Origin of the sequence: Gordonia sp. PP30 (assembly GCF_023100845.1) — a bacterium.
In the GTDB taxonomy this organism is placed as follows: domain Bacteria; phylum Actinomycetota; class Actinomycetes; order Mycobacteriales; family Mycobacteriaceae; genus Gordonia.
This window is the reverse complement of sequence record NZ_CP095864.1, coordinates 1,294,235-1,314,303: the sequence shown is the minus strand read 5'-3', so window position 1 is coordinate 1,314,303 and position 20,069 is coordinate 1,294,235. Positions and strand designations below refer to the sequence as shown.

The 20,069-nt window shown below is 71.1% G+C and carries 20 protein-coding genes; 10 read left to right on the top strand and 10 right to left on the bottom strand.

Annotated elements, in window-relative coordinates:
• Positions 1 to 4: 4 nt before the first annotated feature.
• Both MYK68_RS06090 and MYK68_RS06085 read right to left on the bottom strand, forming a co-directional pair.
• A complete protein-coding gene (locus MYK68_RS06090) occupies positions 5 to 421 on the bottom strand; it encodes an MmcQ/YjbR family DNA-binding protein (RefSeq protein ID WP_247866975.1) in 417 nt (138 codons plus the stop codon).
• Positions 418 to 1,251 carry a DUF1295 domain-containing protein gene (locus tag MYK68_RS06085; RefSeq protein ID WP_247866973.1) on the bottom strand — a complete coding sequence of 278 codons (834 nt, stop codon included), beginning with the start codon at positions 1,249 to 1,251 and terminating at the stop codon, positions 418 to 420. Before MYK68_RS06085 ends, MYK68_RS06090 begins: the two co-directional genes overlap by 4 nt.
• Positions 1,252 to 1,424: 173 nt before the next feature.
• On the opposite strand from MYK68_RS06085, the gene MYK68_RS06080 reads away from it, so the two are divergent.
• Positions 1,425 to 3,368 (top strand): SDR family oxidoreductase, encoded by a 1,944-nt coding sequence (locus MYK68_RS06080; RefSeq protein WP_247866972.1) that lies wholly within the window; start codon positions 1,425 to 1,427, stop codon positions 3,366 to 3,368.
• A gap of 3 nt (positions 3,369 to 3,371) precedes the next feature.
• Complete coding sequence (locus MYK68_RS06075; RefSeq protein WP_247866971.1) at positions 3,372 to 4,493, top strand: alanine racemase; 1,122 nt, start codon at positions 3,372 to 3,374, stop codon at positions 4,491 to 4,493.
• A 10-nt stretch (positions 4,494 to 4,503) separates the two neighbouring features.
• On the opposite strand, the gene MYK68_RS06070 is transcribed toward MYK68_RS06075, so the two are convergent.
• From MYK68_RS06070 to imuA', 3 genes are read right to left on the bottom strand one after another with little or no spacing between them, the layout of a single operon-like run.
• The gene (locus MYK68_RS06070) at positions 4,504 to 5,790 is read right to left on the bottom strand and encodes a hypothetical protein (RefSeq protein ID WP_247866969.1); all 1,287 of its coding nucleotides are present in this window, start codon (positions 5,788 to 5,790) and stop codon (positions 4,504 to 4,506) included.
• 45 nt (positions 5,791 to 5,835) lie between these two features.
• A complete protein-coding gene (locus MYK68_RS06065) occupies positions 5,836 to 7,437 on the bottom strand; it encodes a DNA polymerase Y family protein (RefSeq protein WP_247866968.1) in 1,602 nt (533 codons plus the stop codon).
• A complete protein-coding gene (gene imuA', locus MYK68_RS06060; protein ID WP_247866966.1) occupies positions 7,419 to 8,159 on the bottom strand; it encodes a DnaE2-dependent mutagenesis accessory factor ImuA' in 741 nt (246 codons plus the stop codon). Before imuA' ends, MYK68_RS06065 begins: the two co-directional genes overlap by 19 nt.
• 118 nt (positions 8,160 to 8,277) lie before the next feature.
• Between imuA' and MYK68_RS06055 the strand changes: the two genes are divergently transcribed.
• Together MYK68_RS06055 and MYK68_RS06050 are read left to right on the top strand one after the other, a co-directional pair.
• On the top strand, positions 8,278 to 8,832 hold the full coding sequence (locus tag MYK68_RS06055) for a hypothetical protein (RefSeq protein WP_247866965.1): 555 nt from the start codon (positions 8,278 to 8,280) through the stop codon (positions 8,830 to 8,832).
• Positions 8,833 to 8,843: 11 nt separating this feature from the next.
• On the top strand, positions 8,844 to 9,599 hold the full coding sequence (locus tag MYK68_RS06050; RefSeq protein WP_247866963.1) for a hypothetical protein: 756 nt from the start codon (positions 8,844 to 8,846) through the stop codon (positions 9,597 to 9,599).
• A gap of 64 nt (positions 9,600 to 9,663) precedes the next feature.
• Here the strand turns inward: MYK68_RS06050 and MYK68_RS06045 are convergent, their stop codons facing one another.
• Positions 9,664 to 10,320, bottom strand: a complete 657-nt coding sequence (locus MYK68_RS06045) for a LuxR C-terminal-related transcriptional regulator (RefSeq protein WP_247866961.1) — start codon at positions 10,318 to 10,320, stop codon at positions 9,664 to 9,666.
• On the bottom strand, positions 10,317 to 11,597 hold the full coding sequence (locus tag MYK68_RS06040) for an ATP-binding protein (RefSeq protein WP_247867943.1): 1,281 nt from the start codon (positions 11,595 to 11,597) through the stop codon (positions 10,317 to 10,319). The genes MYK68_RS06045 and MYK68_RS06040 overlap by 4 nt, the downstream gene beginning before the upstream one ends.
• Positions 11,598 to 11,712: 115 nt before the next feature.
• On the opposite strand from MYK68_RS06040, the gene MYK68_RS06035 reads away from it, so the two are divergent.
• Together MYK68_RS06035 and MYK68_RS06030 are read left to right on the top strand one after the other, a co-directional pair.
• Entirely contained in the window at positions 11,713 to 12,948 is a 1,236-nt protein-coding gene (locus MYK68_RS06035) for a PspC domain-containing protein (RefSeq protein WP_247866959.1), read from the top strand.
• Positions 12,945 to 13,151, top strand: a complete 207-nt coding sequence (locus MYK68_RS06030) for a hypothetical protein (RefSeq protein WP_247866958.1) — start codon at positions 12,945 to 12,947, stop codon at positions 13,149 to 13,151. The genes MYK68_RS06035 and MYK68_RS06030 overlap by 4 nt, the downstream gene beginning before the upstream one ends.
• 137 nt (positions 13,152 to 13,288) lie before the next feature.
• On the opposite strand, the gene MYK68_RS06025 is transcribed toward MYK68_RS06030, so the two are convergent.
• Positions 13,289 to 13,978 carry an LpqN/LpqT family lipoprotein gene (locus tag MYK68_RS06025; RefSeq protein WP_247866956.1) on the bottom strand — a complete coding sequence of 230 codons (690 nt, stop codon included), beginning with the start codon at positions 13,976 to 13,978 and terminating at the stop codon, positions 13,289 to 13,291.
• A 256-nt stretch (positions 13,979 to 14,234) separates the two neighbouring features.
• On the opposite strand from MYK68_RS06025, the gene MYK68_RS06020 reads away from it, so the two are divergent.
• On the top strand, positions 14,235 to 14,768 hold the full coding sequence (locus MYK68_RS06020) for a hypothetical protein (RefSeq protein ID WP_247866955.1): 534 nt from the start codon (positions 14,235 to 14,237) through the stop codon (positions 14,766 to 14,768).
• Here the strand turns inward: MYK68_RS06020 and MYK68_RS06015 are convergent.
• On the bottom strand, positions 14,725 to 15,093 hold the full coding sequence (locus MYK68_RS06015) for a hypothetical protein (protein WP_247866953.1): 369 nt from the start codon (positions 15,091 to 15,093) through the stop codon (positions 14,725 to 14,727). The two genes, MYK68_RS06020 and MYK68_RS06015, sit on opposite strands and share 44 nt — an antisense overlap.
• 152 nt (positions 15,094 to 15,245) lie before the next feature.
• Between MYK68_RS06015 and MYK68_RS06010 the strand changes: the two genes are divergently transcribed.
• From MYK68_RS06010 to MYK68_RS06000, 3 genes are all read left to right on the top strand, one after another.
• A complete protein-coding gene (locus MYK68_RS06010) occupies positions 15,246 to 16,712 on the top strand; it encodes a hypothetical protein (protein WP_247866952.1) in 1,467 nt (488 codons plus the stop codon).
• Positions 16,713 to 16,740: 28 nt separating this feature from the next.
• A complete protein-coding gene (locus tag MYK68_RS06005) occupies positions 16,741 to 17,847 on the top strand; it encodes a hypothetical protein (protein ID WP_247866950.1) in 1,107 nt (368 codons plus the stop codon).
• A gap of 111 nt (positions 17,848 to 17,958) precedes the next feature.
• On the top strand, positions 17,959 to 18,456 hold the full coding sequence (locus MYK68_RS06000; RefSeq protein ID WP_247866948.1) for a LysM peptidoglycan-binding domain-containing protein: 498 nt from the start codon (positions 17,959 to 17,961) through the stop codon (positions 18,454 to 18,456).
• A gap of 7 nt (positions 18,457 to 18,463) precedes the next feature.
• On the opposite strand, the gene guaA is transcribed toward MYK68_RS06000, so the two are convergent.
• Positions 18,464 to 20,050 carry a glutamine-hydrolyzing GMP synthase gene (gene guaA / locus MYK68_RS05995; RefSeq protein ID WP_247866947.1) on the bottom strand — a complete coding sequence of 529 codons (1,587 nt, stop codon included), beginning with the start codon at positions 20,048 to 20,050 and terminating at the stop codon, positions 18,464 to 18,466.
• Positions 20,051 to 20,069: the final 19 nt, after the last annotated feature.

The following is a 20,069-nucleotide window of genomic DNA, read 5'->3' as shown; positions in this document are numbered from 1 at the left end:
GATGTCACAGCAGTCCGTGCTCGGCCAGCCACTGCTCGCCCCGGCGCTTCGACGCCTGGGCCAGCCAGGCGTCGGAGACCAGCTCGGCCAGTTCATCCCGACTGATCTCGTGCAGGCGCGACGCCCGGAGCAGCACCGACGGGTGGCCGTCGAAGTGCGGGGTGGTGAAGTACGGCGAGGTGTCGTCGCGCACCAGCGCGTCCTTCTCCTCCGGCGACCCGACCCAGAAGACGATCACGTCGTCGTACTTCTCCCCGGTCGCCGGATCCCGCGCGTCCGGGCGCGGGGTGCGGAAGAAGACGAAGGACTTGCCGCCGACCTGGTAGACCGCGTTGCCGGACTTGCCGTGGACGACGGTGACGTGCGGCATCGCGGCGGCCAGATCGTGGACGTCGCCGACGGTCGCCGGCCGCGGACTCATCGGTCCGCGGGCTTTCGCGGCGGCAGCGGAACCAGCATCGACACGCGCCGGCGGTAGTCCGCGTAGGCGGGGTACCTACCCGCCGAGATCGACTCGGTGAACCATGTCGAGCCGAGGAACAGCAGCGTGAGCAGCACCGCGCCGATGATCGTCCAGTTCAGCGCCCCGCCCCAGAAGCCGAGGCCGGCGGCCACCCCCGCGACGCCGGCAAAGAAGTAGAACACCCACCACTGCGCCTGCTCGAAGAAGAAATTCGGGTGGCGGCTGTAGGCGAACAGCCCGGTCGTCACGAAGCCCGGTTCGAGCGTGCCGCCCGCTCGCCGCTTGGCCTGCTGGAAGTTCCACTGCTGCTGGTCGGCGACCGACTCGCCGCACAGACACAGCAGGAACAGCGCCGCGCACACGACATCGGCCGCGGTGAACCCGGCCGGATGCGCCCACACGAAGTAGGCCGGCAATGTGATCAGTACCAGCAGCGCGTTCTGATAGAACGCGATGAACGTCGCGTTGAAGAGCTGGAACTGCCCGGGCGTCATCGCGCCGCGCAGCACCGCCCACCGGTAATCCTCCATGCCGGTGTAGCCGCCCTTGCGGGCGAAGTTGAACGTGAGTCGAGCGCCCCACAGGGTCGCCAGCATCGCCATGACGATCAGCCGCCCGGAGTCGCGGCCGTCGAGGATCGCCGAGATCGCGAAAATCCACACGTAGACCACCGGCACGACCGACCACAGCCGGTCGACCCATGACGTCTCGTTCGTGACCAGGGACGTCACCCAGCAGAACAGCGCGGCGGCCGCACCGAGCACGACGACCAGAAGAAGCGGGTCCACCAGGTCATCGTAGAACCGCGGTGACACCCCGGCATGCAGAACACCGGCCGTCTCCGCGTCGCGAAGGGAAGATCGCCGCCCGTGGCGCTGACACGGCCGATGTTCTGCGGGGACGCGGCCGACGCGCCACGCCGACGGCACCTCCGGCCGCGCGAATGTGAGAACCTGTTGCAGTGACGCATTACTTCGTGACCGGCGGCAGCGGCTTCATCGGCCGCCGCGTCCTGGCACGGCTCCTCGCCGACGACGACGCGCAGGTGACCGTGCTGATCCGCCGCGGATCACTACCGCGTTTCGCGACCGCCCTGGAGCAGATCCCCGGCGGCGAGCGGGTCGTGACCGCCGTCGGCGACCTCGCCGAGGAGAACCTGGGCCTCGCCCACGACGACCCGCTGTCGCTCGCCGCACCGGACCGGCGTATCGACCACGTCATCCACCTCGGCGCGATCTACGACCTGAACGCCGACGACGACGCCCTGCGCGCGGTGAACGTCGACGGCACCGCGCGGGTGGCCGAGTTCGCGGTCCGCCACGACGCCATGCTGCACCATGTCTCCACCGTCTCCGTCGGCGGCGACCACGACGGTGACTTCACCGAGAACGACTTCGACCTCGGCCAGGACTTCCCCACCGCCTACCACCGCACCAAGTTCGAGGCCGAACGCGCGGTGCGGGAGACCCCGGACCTGCGCTGGCGGGTCTACCGCCCGACCGGGGTGGTCGGCGACTCCGTCACCGGCGAGATGGACCGGGTCGACGGCCCCTACTTCTTCTTCGAGCACATCTCCGCGCTCGGGCAGCTGCCGTCGTTCGTGCCGATCCCGATCTGGAACCTGGGCGAGGCCAACCTGGTCCCGGTCGACTACGTCGCCGACGCGCTCGTCGCCCTCCTCGGTTACCACCCCGGCGAATCGGGCCTGGTGTTCCACCTCGCCGACCCCCGGTGCCGGACCATCACCGACGTGCTCAACGCCCTGGCCCCGGCGGTCGGCGCGCCGCGCGTGTTCTCCGCCGTCCCGCCCGCACTGGCCCGCCCGGTACTGGCCGCGACCGGCTACGCACCACTGCGGCCCGGACGCGACCTGGTGGTCGGGCAGCTCGGCGTCCCGCCGGTCCTTCTCGACATGGTCGCCCTCCCGATGCACGTCCGATCGGAGACGACCGCGGAGGTGCTCGACGGCCTCGGCGTGGTCCTCCCCGACCTCGACGACTACGCCCCGCGCCTGTGGGAGTACTGGGCGGAGCACCTGGACCCGTCGCGGCATCGCCGGGACGACGAGCGGGGCCCGCTGGTCGGCAAGAAGATCGTGATCACCGGCGGCTCGTCGGGCATCGGGAAGGCGACGGCCCGCATGTGCATCACGCGCGGCGCCGACGTGATCCTGGTGGCGCGCGACGCCGAGCGGCTCACCGAGGTGGCCGACGAACTGAACGCCGAGGTCCCCAAGCCCGGTCTGCCGCTCGGAACGGCGAGCGCCTACCCGGCCGACATCACCGATGAGGCGACCGTGCGGACCCTGGTGAAGTCGATCATCGCCGAGCACGACCACATCGACATCCTGGTGAACAACGCCGGCCGGTCGATCCGCCGTGCCACGGTCAACGCCCTCGACCGCGCCCACGACTACCAGCGCACCATGGCTGTCAACTACTTCGGCGCGGTCTACATGACGCTGTCGGTGCTGCCGCACATGATCTCCCGGCAGTCCGGGCACATCGTGAACGTCTCGTCCGCGGAGATGCTGCGCCGCGCCCCGCGTTTCGGGGCCTACGCGGCGTCGAACGCCGCCCTGGAGGCCTTCGCCGACTCGACCAGCGCCGAGACACTGTCCGACCACGTCACCTTCACCAACGTGCGGCTGCCGCTCACCCGGACCCGGATGATCACGCCGACCAGCGCCTACGACGCCCGCCGCGGGATCTGGGGCGTGGACAAGTCCGCGAACCGGGTCCTCAAAGCGATCGTCACCCGGCCCAAGCGCGTCAACTCGTTCCTCGGCGGCCTCGCCGACTTCGGGCACTGGGCCGCGCCGCGCCTGACCACCCGGATCTTGCATCAGGAGTATCTGCTGCAAGAGGAGTCCCCCGCCGCGCTCGGCGAGGTCCGCGGAGTCTGAACCGTGCCGCCCGACACGCCGTATCTGCTGGTCGACGACGCGGTGCTGCGCCGCAACGTCGAGCAACTGGCCGAGCGGGCCGCCGGGCTCGGGCTTGCGGTGCGCCCGCACGCCAAGACCCACAAGTGCGCGCAGGTGGCCCGCCGCCAGGTCGACTGCGGCGCGAGCGGTCTCACCGTCGCGACCATCGGTGAAGCGGAGGCGTTCGCCGACGCGGGGTACACCGATCTGTTCATCGCGTACCCGCTGTGGCTGTCCGGTGACAAGGCCGCCCGGCTCCGGGCCCTCGCCGGCCGGGCCGCCGTGCGGGTCGGAGTGGACTCGCCGGAAGGGGCACGGCGCCTGGCCGCGGGACTCGGCGGAGCCCACGTCCGGGTTCTCGTCGAGGTCGATTCGGGCATGCATCGCACCGGGGTACCGCCCGCCGACGCCGGCGCGGTCGCGGCCGTCGCCCGCGATGCGGGGCTCGACGTGGTCGGCGTCTTCACCTTCCCCGGGCACGGGTACGGACCCGGCCCGGCCCGCGCCGACGCCGCAGGCCAGGAGATCCGGGCACTCGCCGACGCGGCGGAATCGTTGCGCCGTCACGGGATCGAACCGGCCGTGGTCAGCGGCGGGTCGACGCCCACGGTCGCGCTCCTGCGGCAGAGTTCGGCCGCCGCGGGTGTCCTCACCGAGATCCGGCCCGGCGTCTACCCGTTCAACGACGCCCAGCAGATCGAACTCGGTTCGTGCGCATTCGGCGACGTCGCCCTCGTCGCGGTCGCCACCGTGGTCCGCGCCGAGCCACCTTCGCCCCTTGAACCCTTCGACTCCGCTCAGGAACCACCCCGCCGAAAGGTAGTGCTCGATGCGGGCAGCAAGGTCCTGGGCGCGGACCGGCCGGCGTGGACCACCGGGTTCGGGCGTCTTCTCGATCACCCCGAGGCGCGGATCGTCTCGCTGTCCGAGCACCACGCCGTCGTCGAGTTTCCGGCCGGCACGACCCGTCCCGGGCTGGGAGACCACGTGCGGGTGGTGCCGAATCACGTCTGTTCCGCGGTGAATCTCGCCGACGAGCTGGTGGCCGAGACCGCGCACGGCACCGAGGTCTGGCCGATCATCGCCCGCGGCGCCAATCGCTGATCGGCCGCGGTCACCGCGGCAGCGGCCGGTCCCTGCCGTAGATGTGCACGGCGCCGGGCCCGCCGGCGAAGCACTCGTCGAATCGGGCGGTCGCGGTCATCTCGATCACCGTCACATCGACGTCCGGAGCGGGCGCGAACCGTGCGTCGTGCGATCCCGTCCCGCGCTGATCGGCGCCTCGCGGGCCGGTCTCGATCCGCGCCAGCTGGGTGTGAGCGCCGTAGCCCGGCCACGCCGGATCCCGGTAGTCGGCGTGCACGCAGGGCACTCCGCCGTCGTCGCCGAGCGCGTACTGACCGTCGCAGTTGAAGGCCCATCCACCCGACCGGGCGGCCACCGCGGGCGGATGCAGCTGCATGCCGCAGGACGGGATGAGATGCAGATCCAGGCCGTCGCCGCGGGACGGCCAGGGGCTGCGGTCGACACCTTTGCGCAGCCTCCGGTCGGCGTGGTCGAGGCAGATCTCCACACCCACGGTGAGCGCCTCGCCACCGGGGCCGCCGCCGATCCGGAACAGCGAGTAGGGGTCGCGCGGGGTGGTCTTGAGATCGCCGCCGGAGGTGTCGAGGATCGGATAGGCGGCCATCTGCTCGGTGATCACCGGGCGGCCGGTCACGTCCCACAGCAGCAGGTCCTCGTTGGAGTCGAAGTACTTCTCGGTGGTGACCGCCCGGGCCCCGAGCGGCCCGGTGACGCCGTCGAAGGCGCCGGGACCGAGCACGAACGACCGGTTCCGCACCTGGACCTGCGGGTAGGAGTGGCAGTTCTTGATGAAGTTCACCAGCGTGTCGAGCACCACCTGCGCCAGCGGCCCGTCGGCGGTCCGCCATGCCTCGCCCAGAGACCGGACCACATCGTTGCGGACGGTGCACGACGCCGAGCTCAGGACGGCGTCCAGGTCGACGATCCGCGCGCTGATCGCGGTGCCGAGCACCAAGAGGAAGTCCGGGTACTCCTCGGCCGGGAAGAGCCGTTCCAGTTCGGCGAGGATCAGATCCGCCGGGTCGGGCTCATCGGGCGCGTGCACGTAGGGCCCCATCGGGCCGTGCCAGTAGAACTCCGGCGCGACGAAGACGTTGAGCACCCCGGGTTCGGCGCCGGCCAGCGTCTCCCGCGCCGCATCGACGGCCGCCTTGAGCGCGTGCGCGCGGACGGCGATGTCGTCGGCGAGATCGGCCGCGGCCCGGTATGTCCCGGCGACGGCCCCGCGGCCGTTGGGGTCGCCCACCGGGACGATGTCCGCGGGGGTCGTGGGCACCGCGTATCCGACGAAGCGCACCTTCTCATAGCCCGCCATGGCCGTCCCCTCCCGTTGCGCGATGATGCCGAACTCTACCGGGCCTCACTCGTACACCCCCTCCACCTTCCAGCGGGCCCCGCGGTAGCAGAGCAGCAGCGCGCGCGACGGCCGCGAGTCCGCCGGGGGCTCCAGCAGCACCTGCGCGCGGGCCATCACCGCGTCGGGTTCGGCCGGCGAGTCGACACCGAACGGCCAGGGGCCCGCCCACCAGCAGACCCGGTGCGGTGCGGCCGCCATCCGGAGTTCGACTGGCTCGGCGCTGAACGCACCGCGGCCGGTCACCGCGACCGGCTCACCCGCGGCGTCGAACAACTCCACCTCGCCGGTGGTGAGCAGCGCGGGCAGCGGCCGGGCCAGCGCATCCGGCCAGGCCGCCTCGACCGGACGCTCGGGGACCCGGTCGTCGCCGTAGGCCACCAGCGACACCCGCTCGGCCGGTCCGCGGCCGCCGCTGCGCACCGGGACCCGGACGGCCTCGCCGCCCAGCAGCCCCTGCACCCGGACCAGGGAGCGTCGCGCCTTCTCCCCCAGCCCGTTCGCCGCCTCACCGGGCAGTCCCGCGCCGGTCAGCGCGTGCTGCAGCATCCCCGGATTCACCAGTTCCACCGGCTCCAAGCGCAGCCGCACCAGCGGCGAGTCGGGCGCCTCGAGCGAACCCCGGGTACGGGTCAGCCAGCCCTCCAGCTGCCACCGGATCCGGTCGGCGGTCGACTCCGGGGTCAGCGGCTCGGCGCACCGCCAGGTCCGCGAGTGCTCCTGGCCGAGTTCGGTCACCGCGTGCACCGTCAGCCGGGTGCACGCCAGCGCCGCCGACGACAGCCTGCCGTGCAGCTCCTCCGCCAAGCGGCGCCCGAGGAAGGCGACCGCGTCGATCCGGTCGACGGGCGGATCGCACTCGTAGGTCACCTCGATCTCCGGTGGTATCGGGGCGCGGGCGGGTCGGCGGCCGGGCCGGGCCGCCGCGAGCCGATGCGCCACCACCCCGTCCGGCGAGAACCGCGAGGCCACGTCGACCGTCTCCAGTTTCGCGAACGCCCCCAGCGTGCGGAGCCCCAAGCGCCACAGCAGATTCACCAGATCGTCGCGGCCCGGCGCGGAGAGCGACGGCTCGATCACCAGGTCGGCGATCGGCCGCGGCGCGAGGAACTCGGCATCGCCGCCGGGCGGGACGGCGCACCCGGCCCGGGCGGCCAGCACCGCGGTGAACAGCTGATCGGCGACGCCCACCTGCGCGGCGATCCCGAGGCTTTCGACGGCCTCGGCCACCGCCTCGCCCAGCCCGGTCTCGCCACCGAAATAGCGGGCGGCCCGGTCGGCCGCCACCGCCAGCAGCCCGGGGCGCAGCACCTCGGTCATCGGCACGACGGCGGTGACCGCAGCGGCCACCGGATCGAAGAGCCGCCCGTCGCGATGCGGATCGGACGGCGTCACCAGCAGTTCCGGGCATGCGGCCTGGGCCTGGCGTTTCCGCATGCCGCGGCGCACCCCGGCGCGTCGTGCCGCCCGCGTGCACGCGACCACCTTCCCCGCCGCCAGCGTCGCCACCGGTTCGGTCACCGCCACGTCGAGGAACTGCGCCGCCGCGGCGGCCGGCCAGTCCGGACACCACAGCACCAGCACCCGGCTCAATTCGCCACCTGCCATCGGCTCTCGCGCTCGGCCACCGAGACCAGCCGCAGCGCACCTTCTTCCCCGATACCCGGCATGACGAGCTCACAGCGCACCCCGCGCGGCACGATTCCGGTGCCGGCCACCTCGATGTCCACCTGCAGTCCGCCGATCCGGCCGTAACCGTTGCGACGCAACGGCAGGTGCCGATAACCGGCCACCTGCGCCGCCATCCGCACCGCCGCACCGGGCCACGCGCCGGGATCGCCGACCGCCACCAGCGTCGCCGCTTGGCGTCGTGCCCGGCCGGCCAGCACCCGGGCCCGCGCCGGCATCACCCGGGGCGTGCCGACCAGCACCAGGTCGAGCCCGTCGAGCAGCACCCCGGCCACCTCCAGGGCATCGACCCCCGGTTCCCCGACCACCGCGATGCGGTCCAGATCGGCCCCGAGATCGGCCGCCATCGCCAGATTCAGCCGCGGCAGTCCGACGAGCGCCGCGGTGGCCCCCGAGGAGGTGGCCGCGGCCAGCAGGGCCACCGGCAGGGTCATCGCCCCGCTCACCTCGACCGTCGTCCCCGGCGCCAGTCCGCGCCGCGGAAGCAGCTCCGCGATGGGCGCGGGCACCGGCAGCACGGCGGCGGCGAGCCCACCCGGCGACAACTGCGCGAGCGTGCGTCGCAGCGCCGCCACGGTGGCGGGCCTGCCTACACTGGGCTCGGCGATCCCGCCCGGCCGCGGGTTCTGGTGATCGGACATGCGCTTCCCCTCGCTTGGACGACCATTCGCTTCGCGGCAGGGAAGATACCGCTCATCGAACTGATGTTCTAAAGATAGCGACGGGGTCCGACAACCGTCAACGAGGAGACCGATCGGCATGCAGCAACGGGTATACGCACTGGTCATCGCGGCGCTGGCGATCGTCGCCATCGTGCTCACCGCGCTGCCCTGGGCCAGCACCGATCGGATCGGCGTCCCGATGAACTGGAACGGTTTCGGCTCCGTCGACTACCACTCCCCGCAGAACGATCTCGCGGCCCGGCCGCTCGGCGACTTCGTGGTCCTGGTCGCCGTCATCGCTCTCCTCACCGCCGTCGCGATGGTCGTGCCCGCCCTGCGCGCTCTCGCGACCGCGCTGCGCTGGGTGGCCGCGCTGTTCTCACTGTGGGCCGCCGCGGTCCCGATCATGGTCCTCGTCAACCCGCGGATCTTCCTGGAACCGGCCTTCACGGCGCTCGGGGTGGGCGACATGCTCGGCGGGCACTACACGAGCATGATTCGCGACATGGTCCTGAAACGTCCGACGCTGATCTCACTGACCGTGGTGCTGGTCCTGATGGCCGCGCTTCTGGTGGCCGCCGCGGTCAGTGCGCTCCGCCACCGCGCTCCAGCACCGACGCCGGCACCGGCCACCCCCGCCGGCGCCGAGTAGATTCGGGAAGCATGCAGCCGTCCCAGCGCCGCCTTTACGCGTCCGCGATCGGTCTGATGGCCGTACTGACCATCGGCACCGTCTTTGTCCCCTGGGTATCGCTCTACACGCTCGGCACCCCGGTCGGCTGGGACGGGATCGGGCGGACCCACGACGCCGCCTACGCCGCACTGCACGTCGGCCCCCGGCCGTACGGCTGGTATGTGATCGCCGCGGGCGCCGTCGGCCTCCTGGCCGCGCTCACCCTGTTCGTCTCCCGCCCGCGAGTGACCGTCTGGGCGCTCTGGATCGCGGCGCTCGCCGCACTCGCCGCGACCGCGGTCCCGATCATCGCGCTGGCCGATCCGGCCTGGCTGATCGGCGGTTTCATCCACCAGATCACCCTGCACCCGCTGCCCGGGAAGATGGGCCGGGAATTCCTCAACGTGCCGGTGCTCGGCTTCGTCATCGGCGCGCTGGTGCTGCTCGCGATCCTCTGCATCGGCACGGCCCTGGCTCTCCGTCCGCTCCGCTGGCGGATCCGGGTCAGTATCGATCGGACACCCGCCGCCCGAGCCGGTGCGGACGCGGCCGACGGGGACGCGGACGATGCCGTTGCGGACGAGACCGAGACGGACGACGATGTCGAACCCGCGACCACCGGGACCGAGACCACCGAGGACGAAGACACCGAAGACAAGGCCGGCGACGACGAGGACGAGATCACCGAACCCGAGCCCGCCGATCCGCTGGCCATGGTCATCATCGACAAGACCGGCGGCAGCTAGGCGGGGCTTCGACTCGGTCTCGCCTAACGGCTCGACCGGTGGTTCCTGAGCGGAGCCGGCGGGCTCAGCCGATCTGCCGGTTCACCGCCCAGCGAGTGAGGGCGTTGCGATTGGACTGCTGCGTCTTGCGCAGCACGTTCGACGCGTGGGTCTCCACCGTCTTGACCGAGATGAACAGTTCTTCGGCGATCTCCCGGTAGGTGTAGCCGCGGGCGAGCAGCCGCAGCACCTCCATCTCGCGTTTGGTCAGCGAGTCCAGCTCCGGGTCGAGCGCCGGTTCACCCGCAGGCGACCGGCCGGTGAAGGAATCGAGAACGAAGCCGGCCAGGCGCGGACTGAAGACGGCGTCGCCCTCGGCGACGCGTCGTACCGCATCGGCCAGTTCGGGTCCGCTGATCGTCTTGGTCACATACCCGCGGGCCCCGGCCCGGATGGTGGCGATCACGTCGGCGGCGGCGTCGGACACCGAGAGCGCGAGGAAGACCGGGGCGTCGGAGCCGAGCGCATCGGTCACCCCGCGCAGCACCGCCACCCCGCCCCCGGCCGGCATGTGCACGTCGAGCAGCACCACATCGGGGCGCACCCGCGTGATCCCGGCGACCGCCTCGGCGACGGTGCCTGCGTCGCCGACCACGTCGAGCCCGTCCTCGCTGGCCAGTTCGGCGCGGACCCCGGAGCGGAAGACCGCGTGGTCGTCGACCAGAAACACCCGATACGTCATGAATCCTCCTGTGAATCGTCCCCGCCGCCGGTCGAGCCCTCCCCGCCGGCCGAACCCTCCCCGCCGGCCGAGCCTGTCGAGGCCCGCGGCAGCGTCAGCGTGACATTGGTACCGCGGCCGGGCGTCGACCGCACCTGGGCGCAGCCGCCCGCGCGCTCCATGCGCGCATTGATCGACCGGGCGATGCCCTGCCGGTCGTCGTCGACCGCATCCGGCTCGAAGCCGCAGCCGCGGTCGCGGACGAACACCTCGATGCGATCGCCGCGCACCTCGGCGTACACGTCCACCTGCTGCGCCCCGGAATGCTTGGCGGCGTTCACCAGCGCCTCGCGCGTCGCGGCGATCAACGACGACGCCGAGCGCGCCCACGCCTCGTCGCGCAACTCCTCGGGCGTGGTGTCGCCGACGGTCACCGCCTCGATCTCCGTCCCGTACGACTCCTCGATCTCGGCGGCCAGCGCCGCGATCGCCGCCGCGAACGACTCGCGGCGCTGCGCCGGATCGCCGAACAGCCAGGTGCGCAGCTCGCGTTCCTGCCGGCGGGCCAGTCGTGCGACGGTGTCCGGGTCGCCCGACTGCTTCTGGATCAGTGCGAGGGTCTGCAGCACGGAGTCGTGCAGGTGCGACGCGATCTCCTCGCGTTCGGCGGTCCGGATCCGTTCGGCGCGCTCGGCGTCGAGTGCCCGGATCAGCCGCATCCAGAGCGGCACGGTCAGCAGGATCACGCCGACCAGGGTGGCCAGCACGGCGAGCACCGTCGAATTCATGCCGCCGAGCACCGAGCCGCTGGCGACCACCATCACCACCAGGCCGCCGATCACCAACAGCGCACCGGCGCCGACCCGCAGCCAGGTGACCACCGTGCGCCGTCCGCCGACGCCGGTGACGTCGACCTCACGCCAGACCAGTCCGGCGCCGCCGAGCACGAAGACCACCGCGACCAGCTGCTGAGCGGGGGCGTTGGCCGCCACCAGCATGCTCACCACCAGCGCCACCGCGCCGAGCGCGACCAGCCCGTAGGCCTGTCGCCGTTCGGCCGGGCCGGGCCGGGCGGTATCGTCGCCCGGCGGGCAGAAGAACCAGAGCGCGGCGTACGCGAAGGCGCCCGCGCCGGCGAGAGCGGCCAGCACGACGAAGACCACGCGCACGCGGAAGACGTCGACGCCCAGATGGTCGGCGAGGCCGCCGGACACCCCGGCGATCACCTTGCCGCCGTTGCGCCGGTACAGCTTGGGCGCGTCCCGTCCGGCGGGCTCGCGCGCGGTCGTCGTCGTCATCACCTTCGATACTGACATGTCGCCGCACCACCGGACGCCCGGCGGGCAGAGTTCAGGGACCATCTCAGGGTCCTTCCCGATACTGCGCGGGCGGAGCCGCCGCGAGGATGGAGTCATGAACCCCACGACCCTCTCCGACTTCTGGGCGACGCGCCCGCTGCGCCGCCGGTCCGGCCGCAAGGTGGCCGGTGTGTGCGCGGGATTCGGCGCCCGGTACCAGGTCGATCCGACGCTGGTGCGCGTCGCCTTCGTCGTCGCCACCGTCTTCGGCGGCGCCGGTGTGCTGATCTATCTCATCGCCTGCGTGGTACTGCCGTCCGAGCACTCCCGCGGCGCCTCGGCGCGGGAGCGCCGCGACACGTCGTTCCGGTTCGGTTCGCTGATCCCGCTGGGCATCCTCGCGATCGTGCTGATGGCGACGTTCGGCGGCGACCGCACGTGGAGCGGCGGAGGTCTTCTCGGCACGCTGCTGCTGGGCGTGGGATGGTGGCTGCTCTACCAGCGCACCCCGATACCGCCGGAGGGCACCAGCGCCGCCACGATCGACCCCGCACCGCCCGCCGCGGCGGGCGGGTCGTACTCGTGGCGTGCCGCCGACGCCTCCCCCTCCGACGACGACACCGCGAAGACCGGCGCACTGTCCTCCGCGGACCCGAACGACACCGGCGACGGCACCGTCCCGCCCGCCTGGGATCCGCTCGGCGCCGCCCCCTTCGCGTGGGATCTGCCCGAACCGACCCCGGCCACCGCGCCCGTGTCACCGCGCGGCCCGCGCTCGCCGATGACCCCGATCACCATGGGCCTGGCCGTCCTGGTCGCCGTCGGCGGCGCCGCCGCCCAGCTGGCCGGTGCGCACTGGTTCACCGTCGGCCGGATCGCCTCGCTGTCGCTGATGGTGATCGGGCTGGGGCTGGTCGTGGCCGGGTTCCTGCGCCGGCCGGAGGGCAGGCACGCGTCCGGCCTGATCCCGCTCGGCTTCCTGGCGGCCGGTATCGTCGTCGTCTCGACCCTGGTGAGCGCGTCCGGCTGGTCGGCCCCGCGCGGCGGCGTCGGCGACCGCAACTGGTCGGTCAGCGACCAGTCGGAGCTGCGCGACGACTATCAGCTGACCGTCGGTTCCACCACGCTCGACCTGCGTCACCTCGACCGGATCGATCACGATAAGACGGTGACCGTGAAGCAGGGCGTCGGTGAGATCAAGGTGCTGCTGCCCGAGAACGTCCGCGTGCGGGCGCAGTGCGACGTCGGCATCGGCGACGTCCACTGTCCGCCCGGCGTGACCGGCGGCGACGGCCCCGTCCTGACCATCGACGCCCACGTGGGCATGGGAGACGTGGAGATGAAGCGATGAACGACGAGAACCCCGGCACCCTCGAACCGCGCCGCGCCCCGATCCTGGTGATGGCCGGAGTCCTGGCGATCGCCGTCGCGGTCTGGGGCCTCACCGGCGGCCCCGACCTGCCCGACCTGAACCTGCTGCCGTGGGTCCTGATCGGGGTGGGCACGCTGGCCGGAGTGGTGCTGATCGCCAGCGGATTCCGCAGGCGCCCCTGACGCCGTGGCCGGCCGCCTCTCCCTCGGCCGGCCACGGCCTTTCCGTCCGCCGACCGGCTGAACTCCCCCGCCCGCCAGGCTGATTTCCTCCGCCCGCCGACCGAGCTCCTCCGCCCGCCGACCGAGCTCCGTCGAGGTCAGGTGGTGATCTCGGTGCCGCGATCGATCTCGTCGGTGGCGGTCATCAGGATCTCCGACTCGGCCTCCGCGCTGGTCGCGTTGAGCTGCAACACGTAGACGTGGTCGCGCCCGGGGATCACCACGGTCTGCTGCGCGATCACCGCAGGCATTCCCTCGCGGTGGTATTTCCCGGCGATCTTCAGCGCCGGGAAGCCGTCCAGTTCGTCGCGCGTTGGCGGACCGAACGGCGAGAACTCGGGCAGGTTCTCCAGTTCCCCGCGCGCCAGGCTGAGGACCTTGTCCTGGTCCACGCCGGGCGGCAGCGCCGACAGGATCGCGACGACGTTGGGAACGTAGCGCGCGGTCTTCACCTCGGGACCGCGGTAGACGATCGCGCCGACCGAATAGTCCGGCGTCTCGTCGCCCGCATCAGCCCAGCCGTCGGGCGTCGGGATGGACAGTTCGGGGGCGCCGTCGACGCCCGGCTCCGCCTTCTGATCGGTCACGCCCAGTTCGGCGAGGTAATCGGCGATGGTCTGGTGCGTCGTCTGGCCGACGTCATCCACCTGGGTCGTGGTCGCCGGGGTCGACGATGAGGTGGTGCGCTTGGCCGGTGACGTCCCCACGTGGACGTCGCACGCCGTCAGGCCGATGGCCAGCGTCGTCGTCGCGGTGATGACGGCCGCCGCCCGGAACATTGCTCGCATGGCTTCTCCTCCGTATGCCGCCCGGACACCCCGCCCGAGCTGGTGAGGAGAAGGTATGACCGCCCGTTTGGAGCCCGGTTGGAAGTCTCTTGAACCTCGCAAAACCGGTGCGGCCGGCCCCGTCCCCGGCTACCCCAGGTACGAAGCGGACGGCCGCACCGACTCGGGTAGCGGGCTACCTACGACCGCGCCGCCGCCGGAGCGGACGATCGAATTCTCCAAGATATTCACAAGTCTTCCCACGGAGGATCCGGTCATGAGCATCGCTTACGCACACGAGGGACGTGTTCTCCGATTCGGGTCGCGCCGGCGCGCGAAGGCGCCCACCGTGGCGCCCGACCTGCGCCTCGACCTGGATCCGCCGGTGGCGCACCTGCGCTGGGACACCCACGGGCTCATCGGCTGCACGCTCCACTGGTCGGAGTCCGCCGCCGTCATCGACCTGGACGACGACGAGACCTGCCTGCCGATCTACAACACCGATCACCCGGCGCAGCACTGGTGGATCACCGGCCCCGACGGCGTCCGCAGCCCCGCGGTCTACTGCTACGGACCGCGCTGCACGGTCACCGACCTGCGGACGCGATTCAGCCAGTTGTCACGACAAGCACACGATTGCACGCCCCGCCGCCGCGACACCCGTGAGGAGCCCGCGACATCCGTCACGGTCGCGACACCCGCGAGTGTCGCTTCCCGGTCGGGCGTCGCGTCGACAATCACGCTGTCGCGAAGTCACTCATCGCCGGTCAGGCCGAGCCCCGGCTCCCCGGACGGCGCTCGGCCTCGGTGAAGTCGTCACCGACCGGGAACGACACGCGGAACTCGTCGCCCACGTCACCGACGGCATCGGTGAGGGCGGTGGTGACGACGACGTGATCGTCGTACACGTGCCGGATGCGGACCGTGCGGCCCCCGACCACGAATCGGCCGGTCAGGAAACGCAGGCCGAGGTCGTCGAGGGCCTCCTCGGCCTCGGCCCAATCGTCGACCGCCGGGAGCGCGCGGCCGAGCCGGTCGTACGGGGCGATCCGGGGTGCGGCCGCGTCGAGGTCGATCCAGCCGATCACCTCGCCGTCGGGACGGCGGTGCGGAATCCAGTTCTCGGGGACGCTCATTCCCGCCGAGCCTACCGGGTACCCGCCACTCGGAACAGGTAGCCGGCCGGCGCCGAAACGGGTAGTCGAGCCTCCTTATGGACCGCACCGGATCGGCCGGACGATGGTCCCCACAACCCCACCTCATCCCCATGGAAGATCAGGAGTCCGTCATGGCTTTCCCACTCAACGATCTCGGTAGCGCACTGACCGGCCAGATCTACCAGTCCATCCTCGGCGGCGGCGACGGAAAGGTCGCCCCCGACCCGAATACCTTCTTCACCTGGTGCATGCCCGGTCTGCCGTTCTCCGAGAGCGATCTGGACTTCTGCGGCGCGGGCATCTTCTCGGCGAAGGATGCGGAGACGCAGAACGAGCGGCTGATGCACGCGTACCAGCTGTCGGCGCTGCTCGACTTCGTACCCGATGTCGGCGCCGCCTACACCAGCGACAAGCAGCAGGGCATGTACAAGCCGGACGCCGAGAAGCATCTCAGCGAGATGTATCACCAGATCCTGAAGTTCTCGAAGGTCGTCGACTATCCACTCACCCCCGAACAGCAGGCGAAGCTCGACAAGTTCCGCGGATTGCTGTGGGAGAAGAAGACCGTCAAGGACCTCATCACCGACGAGGAGAAGGAGACGGTCGAACCGTCCGCCGTGATGCGCGCCTACACCAGCGCGCTCGGCAAGTACAACGACGCGGTCATCGAGTACAACACCAAACGCGTCGCCGCCGCCGGCGCGACCGGCCCCGAAGGCAAGGCCGCGTCCGCCGATTGGGCGCTCAACCAGCAGAACTACTACTTGAAGGTCAAGGCTGCGGCCGACGAGTGGACCAGCGCCGGGTACCGCAACGAAGTGGACCAGATGAATGCGTACATCAGTCAGACCACCGAACGCAGCATGATCATGTGGAAGCAGTCCCTGCTCGAGCGGTTCCAGCTGGCGCTGATCTCGACTCCCGAGGTCGCGATCCCCTTCCCGTACACCACGCTGGTACCCGGCAACATCGCCACCTCCGGCGGCTGGACCAGGATCGGGATCTCCCACAAGACCGACAACTGGAGCAAGGAGTCCGAGGCGACCAGTTGGAAGGCCGGCGGCGGCGTCAACTTCGGCCTGTTCAGGTTCGACGCGAAAGGCGGGCGCGATTCGTCGAGCTACCAGGAGAACCACCAGGTCAGCGAGTTCTCCATGACGTTCGAGATGGCGCAGGCCGTGATCGTCCGGGCCGGTTTCTACCCGGAGTTCTTCGCGAACCGGGGATGGATGCTGCGCAAGGGCGAAGGCTGGACGTTCGACGATCTGCCCTCCGACGGCCAGCAGCCGCCGCACGGCTCGTTCGTCGGCTACGCCACCCAGGCCGTGTTCGTCCGCAACGTCGAGATCAAGTCTCGCGACTTCGTCTCCGCCTACCGCGACACGAAGTCGAAGGTGACCGCGGGCGGCGGCGTGGGCTGGGGCCCGTGGTGCCTCAACGCCGACTACAGCCACGAATCCCACAAGGAGAACTTCACCTCGACCGAGGACGGGGAGACCCTGAACGTCGACGGGATGCAGATCATCGGATTCGTCAATCACCTCCTCGGCAAGGCCCCGAATCCACTGGAAGACATCCCCGAAGAGCAGTTCGCGTAACCACGCACTCCGTCCGGAAGGAGGAATCATGGCTGGAATCGATGCTCAGGTCGTTCTCGGTCTCGCGGGCAAACTCGGGCAGGTGTTCGCCGACGACGGCACCTACCAGGCCTATCCCCTGTCACCGATCGGTCTGCGGGCCGAGCGCCTGCGCAGCCTCGTCACCGATCCGCTCGGCGCGGGCATCGGCCCGCACGCCGAGTTCTCGACGCTGGTGAACAGCATCCCCGCCGGACCCGTCTGGAACAGCACGGAGCAGGGATCGCTGTGGGACGTCTACGGCGACGTCCTCACCCGGGCGGAGCTGATCGAAGACGGCTGGGACCCGAGTGAGAAGGCGAAGTACGACGCCGCGTTCGGCCTCCTCTACGAGAACAGCGAGGACGGGATCCCCCGGCCCACCGCGACAGCCCTCGAATACGAGCGGTACCGCGACCGCTATCTCGCCGCCACCACCGAGTACAACAACCGGCGCGGCGAGGCCGAACTCAGCGACGACGCCGACGTCAAAGACCGCTGGGCGCGGGACGAGCCGACGCTGCGGGCGGAGATCGAGGCCGCCGGCGCGGCGTGGTCCGGGGCCGGGCGGCGCGCGGCCGTCGACCAGGCGCGTCAGACGATCCGGGACATCGGATCCACGCTGCCCGCCGCGGTGTGGGCCGGCGCGCGCACGCTGTTCGACCCGGCGATTCCGGAGATCTTCTTCTGGACGACGACGGAGGGCCTCCGGTACCTGCCGACCGGCTACATCCCGTCCGACGCGGTGGACACCGCGTGGGCCCGGATGACGGTCACCGCCGACGAACTCTGCCGACTCGCGGCGAGCGCACCCGAGGCACTGCGCTCCCGGCTGGGCGGGTCCACGACGACACCGGTGAAGCTGGTGACCTTCGAGTACTCGTACCTCACCGTCAACCGGCCGTGGTTCACACCGCAGCTCTTCGCGTCGACGTCCTGGCGTTTCCCGGCCGGCGTCGAGCGATTGTCCGACGGCGGGTCGCCGCCGACCGGACGCTGTACCGCCTACGTCACCGGCCTGGTGCTCGCCCGCAACATCACGGTGCAGCAGGGACCGGCGCCGTCGGGCGAATCCGCGGAAGAGCCGGAGATGGGCTTCCTGCCCTCGGCCAGATGAACCCGGCTGCTTCGCGCAGACCGCCCCACGCTGGTCTCGCGAATCCCGATCGCGGCCGTCACGTCACTGGTGAACGCCGAGCCCGCGGCCCCGCCGGCCGACACCGCGCCGGTGACGACCGACGCACGAATCCTCGAGCGCTTCCCCAACGCGCGACTCACCCACGTCAGCCGGGCGCAGCTCGAGATGTCGGTCCCGGCGATGCGGCCGGACACCGGGATGCAGCGGCCCGAGCCGCAGCCCGTCGATCCCGGCATCACCACGACCAGCACCGGCCCCGACGAACTGTTCATCATCGCGTTCCAGTGCCGGGTGGTACCGAAAGCGCCGAACCCGGGCGGGACGCCCGCCGACACCGCTACCCCCGTCGCCGTCGTCGCCACCCCGGTACCTCCGGCGGCCACCGGCTGCCTAGCGGCCGGGCACGGCGGCGCCGAGTCGTCCGCGGAACACACCTACATCGTCCGCGGCGGCGACACGCTCTCCCGTATCGCGAAGGCGCAGTACGGCGCCGCCGATCAGTGGCGGAAGATCTACCAGGCGAACACCGCGGTGATCGGACCGGACCCGGACCGCATCCAGGTCGGCCAGGTGCTGGTGATCCCGTAGCGGGATCTCACTCCCACTCGATGGTGCCGGGGGGCTTGCTCGTCACGTCGAGGACCACGCGGTTGACGTCGGGCACCTCGTTGGTGATCCGGGTGGAGATGATCTCCAGGACCTCGTACGGCACCCGCGTCCAGTCGGCGGTCATCGCGTCCTCGGACGAGACCGGGCGCAGCACGATCGGATGCCCGTAGGTGCGGCCGTCGCCCTGGACGCCGACGCTGCGGACGTCGGCCAGCAGCACGACGGGGCACTGCCAGATCTGGCCGTCGAGCCCGGCCGAGGTCAGCTCCTCGCGGGCGATCAGATCGGCCTTGCGGAGCAGTTCCAGACGGTCCTTGGTGACCTCGCCGACGATGCGGATCGCCAGGCCGGGGCCCGGGAACGGCTGACGGCTGACGATCTCCTCGGGCAGGCCGAGTTCGCGGCCGACGGCGCGGACCTCGTCCTTGAACAGCAGGCGCAGCGGCTCGACCAGCGCGAATTCCAGGTCCTCGGGCAGGCCGCCGACGTTGTGGTGACTCTTGATGTTGGCCGTGCCGGAGCCGCCGCCGGATTCGACGACGTCCGGGTACAGGGTGCCCTGGACCAGGAAATCGACCTTCTTGCCCGCGGCGGCCTGATCGCCCAGGACGTCGGACACGGCGCCCTCGAACGACCGGATGAACTCGCGGCCGATGATCTTGCGCTTGGTCTCCGGATCGGACACCCCGGCGAGGTGTCCGAGGAAGGTGTCCTCGGCGTCGACGGTGACCAGTCGTGCCCCGGTGGCGGCGACGAAGTCGGTCTGCACCTGCTCACGCTCCCCCGCCCGCAACAGACCGTGGTCGACGAAGACGCAGGTCAGCCGGTCACCGATGGCGCGCTGGACCAGCGCGGCGGCCACCGCGGAGTCGACGCCGCCGGACAGGCCGCAGATCGCCAGACCCTCGTCGCCCACCTGGGCGCGGACGTCCGCGATCAGCGACTCGGCGATGTTCGCGGCGGTCCACGTCGGCGTGAGCCCGGCCACCTCGTAGAGGAAGCGCGTCAGAACCTCCTGGCCGTGCGGGGTGTGCAGCACCTCCGGGTGGTACTGGACGCCGGCCATGCGCCGGTCGAGGCACTCGAAGGCGGCGACCGGCGCTCCCGGCGTGGACGCGGTCACGGTGAAGCCCTCCGGAGCCGCCTGCACGGCATCGTTGTGGCTCATCCACACCGGCTGCGACTCCGGCAGCCCGTGGAACAGCGCGCTGTCGGCGGCGGCGACGTCGAGCATGGTCCGGCCGAATTCGCGACCGCCGGTGTTGGCGACGGTGCCGCCGAGCGCAGCGGTCATCTTCTGGAAGCCATAGCAGATGCCGAAGACCGGAATGCCCTGGTCGAAGAGCTGCGGATCGATGGTCGGGGCGCCCTCGGCGTACACCGACGCCGGGCCGCCGGACAGGATGATCGCGGCCGGGTCCTTGGCGAGGAACTCCGACAGCGGCGCGTCGTGCGCGATCACCTCGGAGTAGATGCGGGCCTCGCGCACCCGTCGCGCGATGAGCTGCGCGTACTGGGCACCGAAGTCGACGACGAGGACAGGACGCGGGTGGTCAGCCGAGGTTTCCGTCACGGCGTTCAGTGTATCGGCG

What these genes read in the sequence shown, in the direction of transcription:
- MYK68_RS06045 (WP_247866961.1), bottom strand. Translation starts at nt 10,320, where the DNA reads ATGACGTATCGGGTGTTTCTGGTCGACGACCACGCGGTCTTCCGCTCC.
- MYK68_RS06050 (WP_247866963.1), top strand. Translation starts at nt 8,844, where the DNA reads ATGCAGCCGTCCCAGCGCCGCCTTTACGCGTCCGCGATCGGTCTGATG.
- MYK68_RS06035 (WP_247866959.1), top strand. Translation starts at nt 11,713, where the DNA reads ATGAACCCCACGACCCTCTCCGACTTCTGGGCGACGCGCCCGCTGCGC.
- MYK68_RS06020 (WP_247866955.1), top strand. Translation starts at nt 14,235, where the DNA reads ATGAGCATCGCTTACGCACACGAGGGACGTGTTCTCCGATTCGGGTCG.
- MYK68_RS06010 (WP_247866952.1), top strand. Translation starts at nt 15,246, where the DNA reads ATGGCTTTCCCACTCAACGATCTCGGTAGCGCACTGACCGGCCAGATC.
- MYK68_RS06070 (WP_247866969.1), bottom strand. Translation starts at nt 5,790, where the DNA reads ATGGCGGGCTATGAGAAGGTGCGCTTCGTCGGATACGCGGTGCCCACG.
- MYK68_RS06030 (WP_247866958.1), top strand. Translation starts at nt 12,945, where the DNA reads ATGAACGACGAGAACCCCGGCACCCTCGAACCGCGCCGCGCCCCGATC.
- MYK68_RS06040 (WP_247867943.1), bottom strand. Translation starts at nt 11,597, where the DNA reads ATGACGACGACGACCGCGCGCGAGCCCGCCGGACGGGACGCGCCCAAG.
- MYK68_RS06005 (WP_247866950.1), top strand. Translation starts at nt 16,741, where the DNA reads ATGGCTGGAATCGATGCTCAGGTCGTTCTCGGTCTCGCGGGCAAACTC.
- imuA' (WP_247866966.1), bottom strand. Translation starts at nt 8,159, where the DNA reads ATGTCCGATCACCAGAACCCGCGGCCGGGCGGGATCGCCGAGCCCAGT.
- MYK68_RS06015 (WP_247866953.1), bottom strand. Translation starts at nt 15,093, where the DNA reads ATGAGCGTCCCCGAGAACTGGATTCCGCACCGCCGTCCCGACGGCGAG.
- MYK68_RS06065 (WP_247866968.1), bottom strand. Translation starts at nt 7,437, where the DNA reads ATGGCAGGTGGCGAATTGAGCCGGGTGCTGGTGCTGTGGTGTCCGGAC.
- MYK68_RS06025 (WP_247866956.1), bottom strand. Translation starts at nt 13,978, where the DNA reads ATGCGAGCAATGTTCCGGGCGGCGGCCGTCATCACCGCGACGACGACG.
- MYK68_RS06090 (WP_247866975.1), bottom strand. Translation starts at nt 421, where the DNA reads ATGAGTCCGCGGCCGGCGACCGTCGGCGACGTCCACGATCTGGCCGCC.
- MYK68_RS06055 (WP_247866965.1), top strand. Translation starts at nt 8,278, where the DNA reads ATGCAGCAACGGGTATACGCACTGGTCATCGCGGCGCTGGCGATCGTC.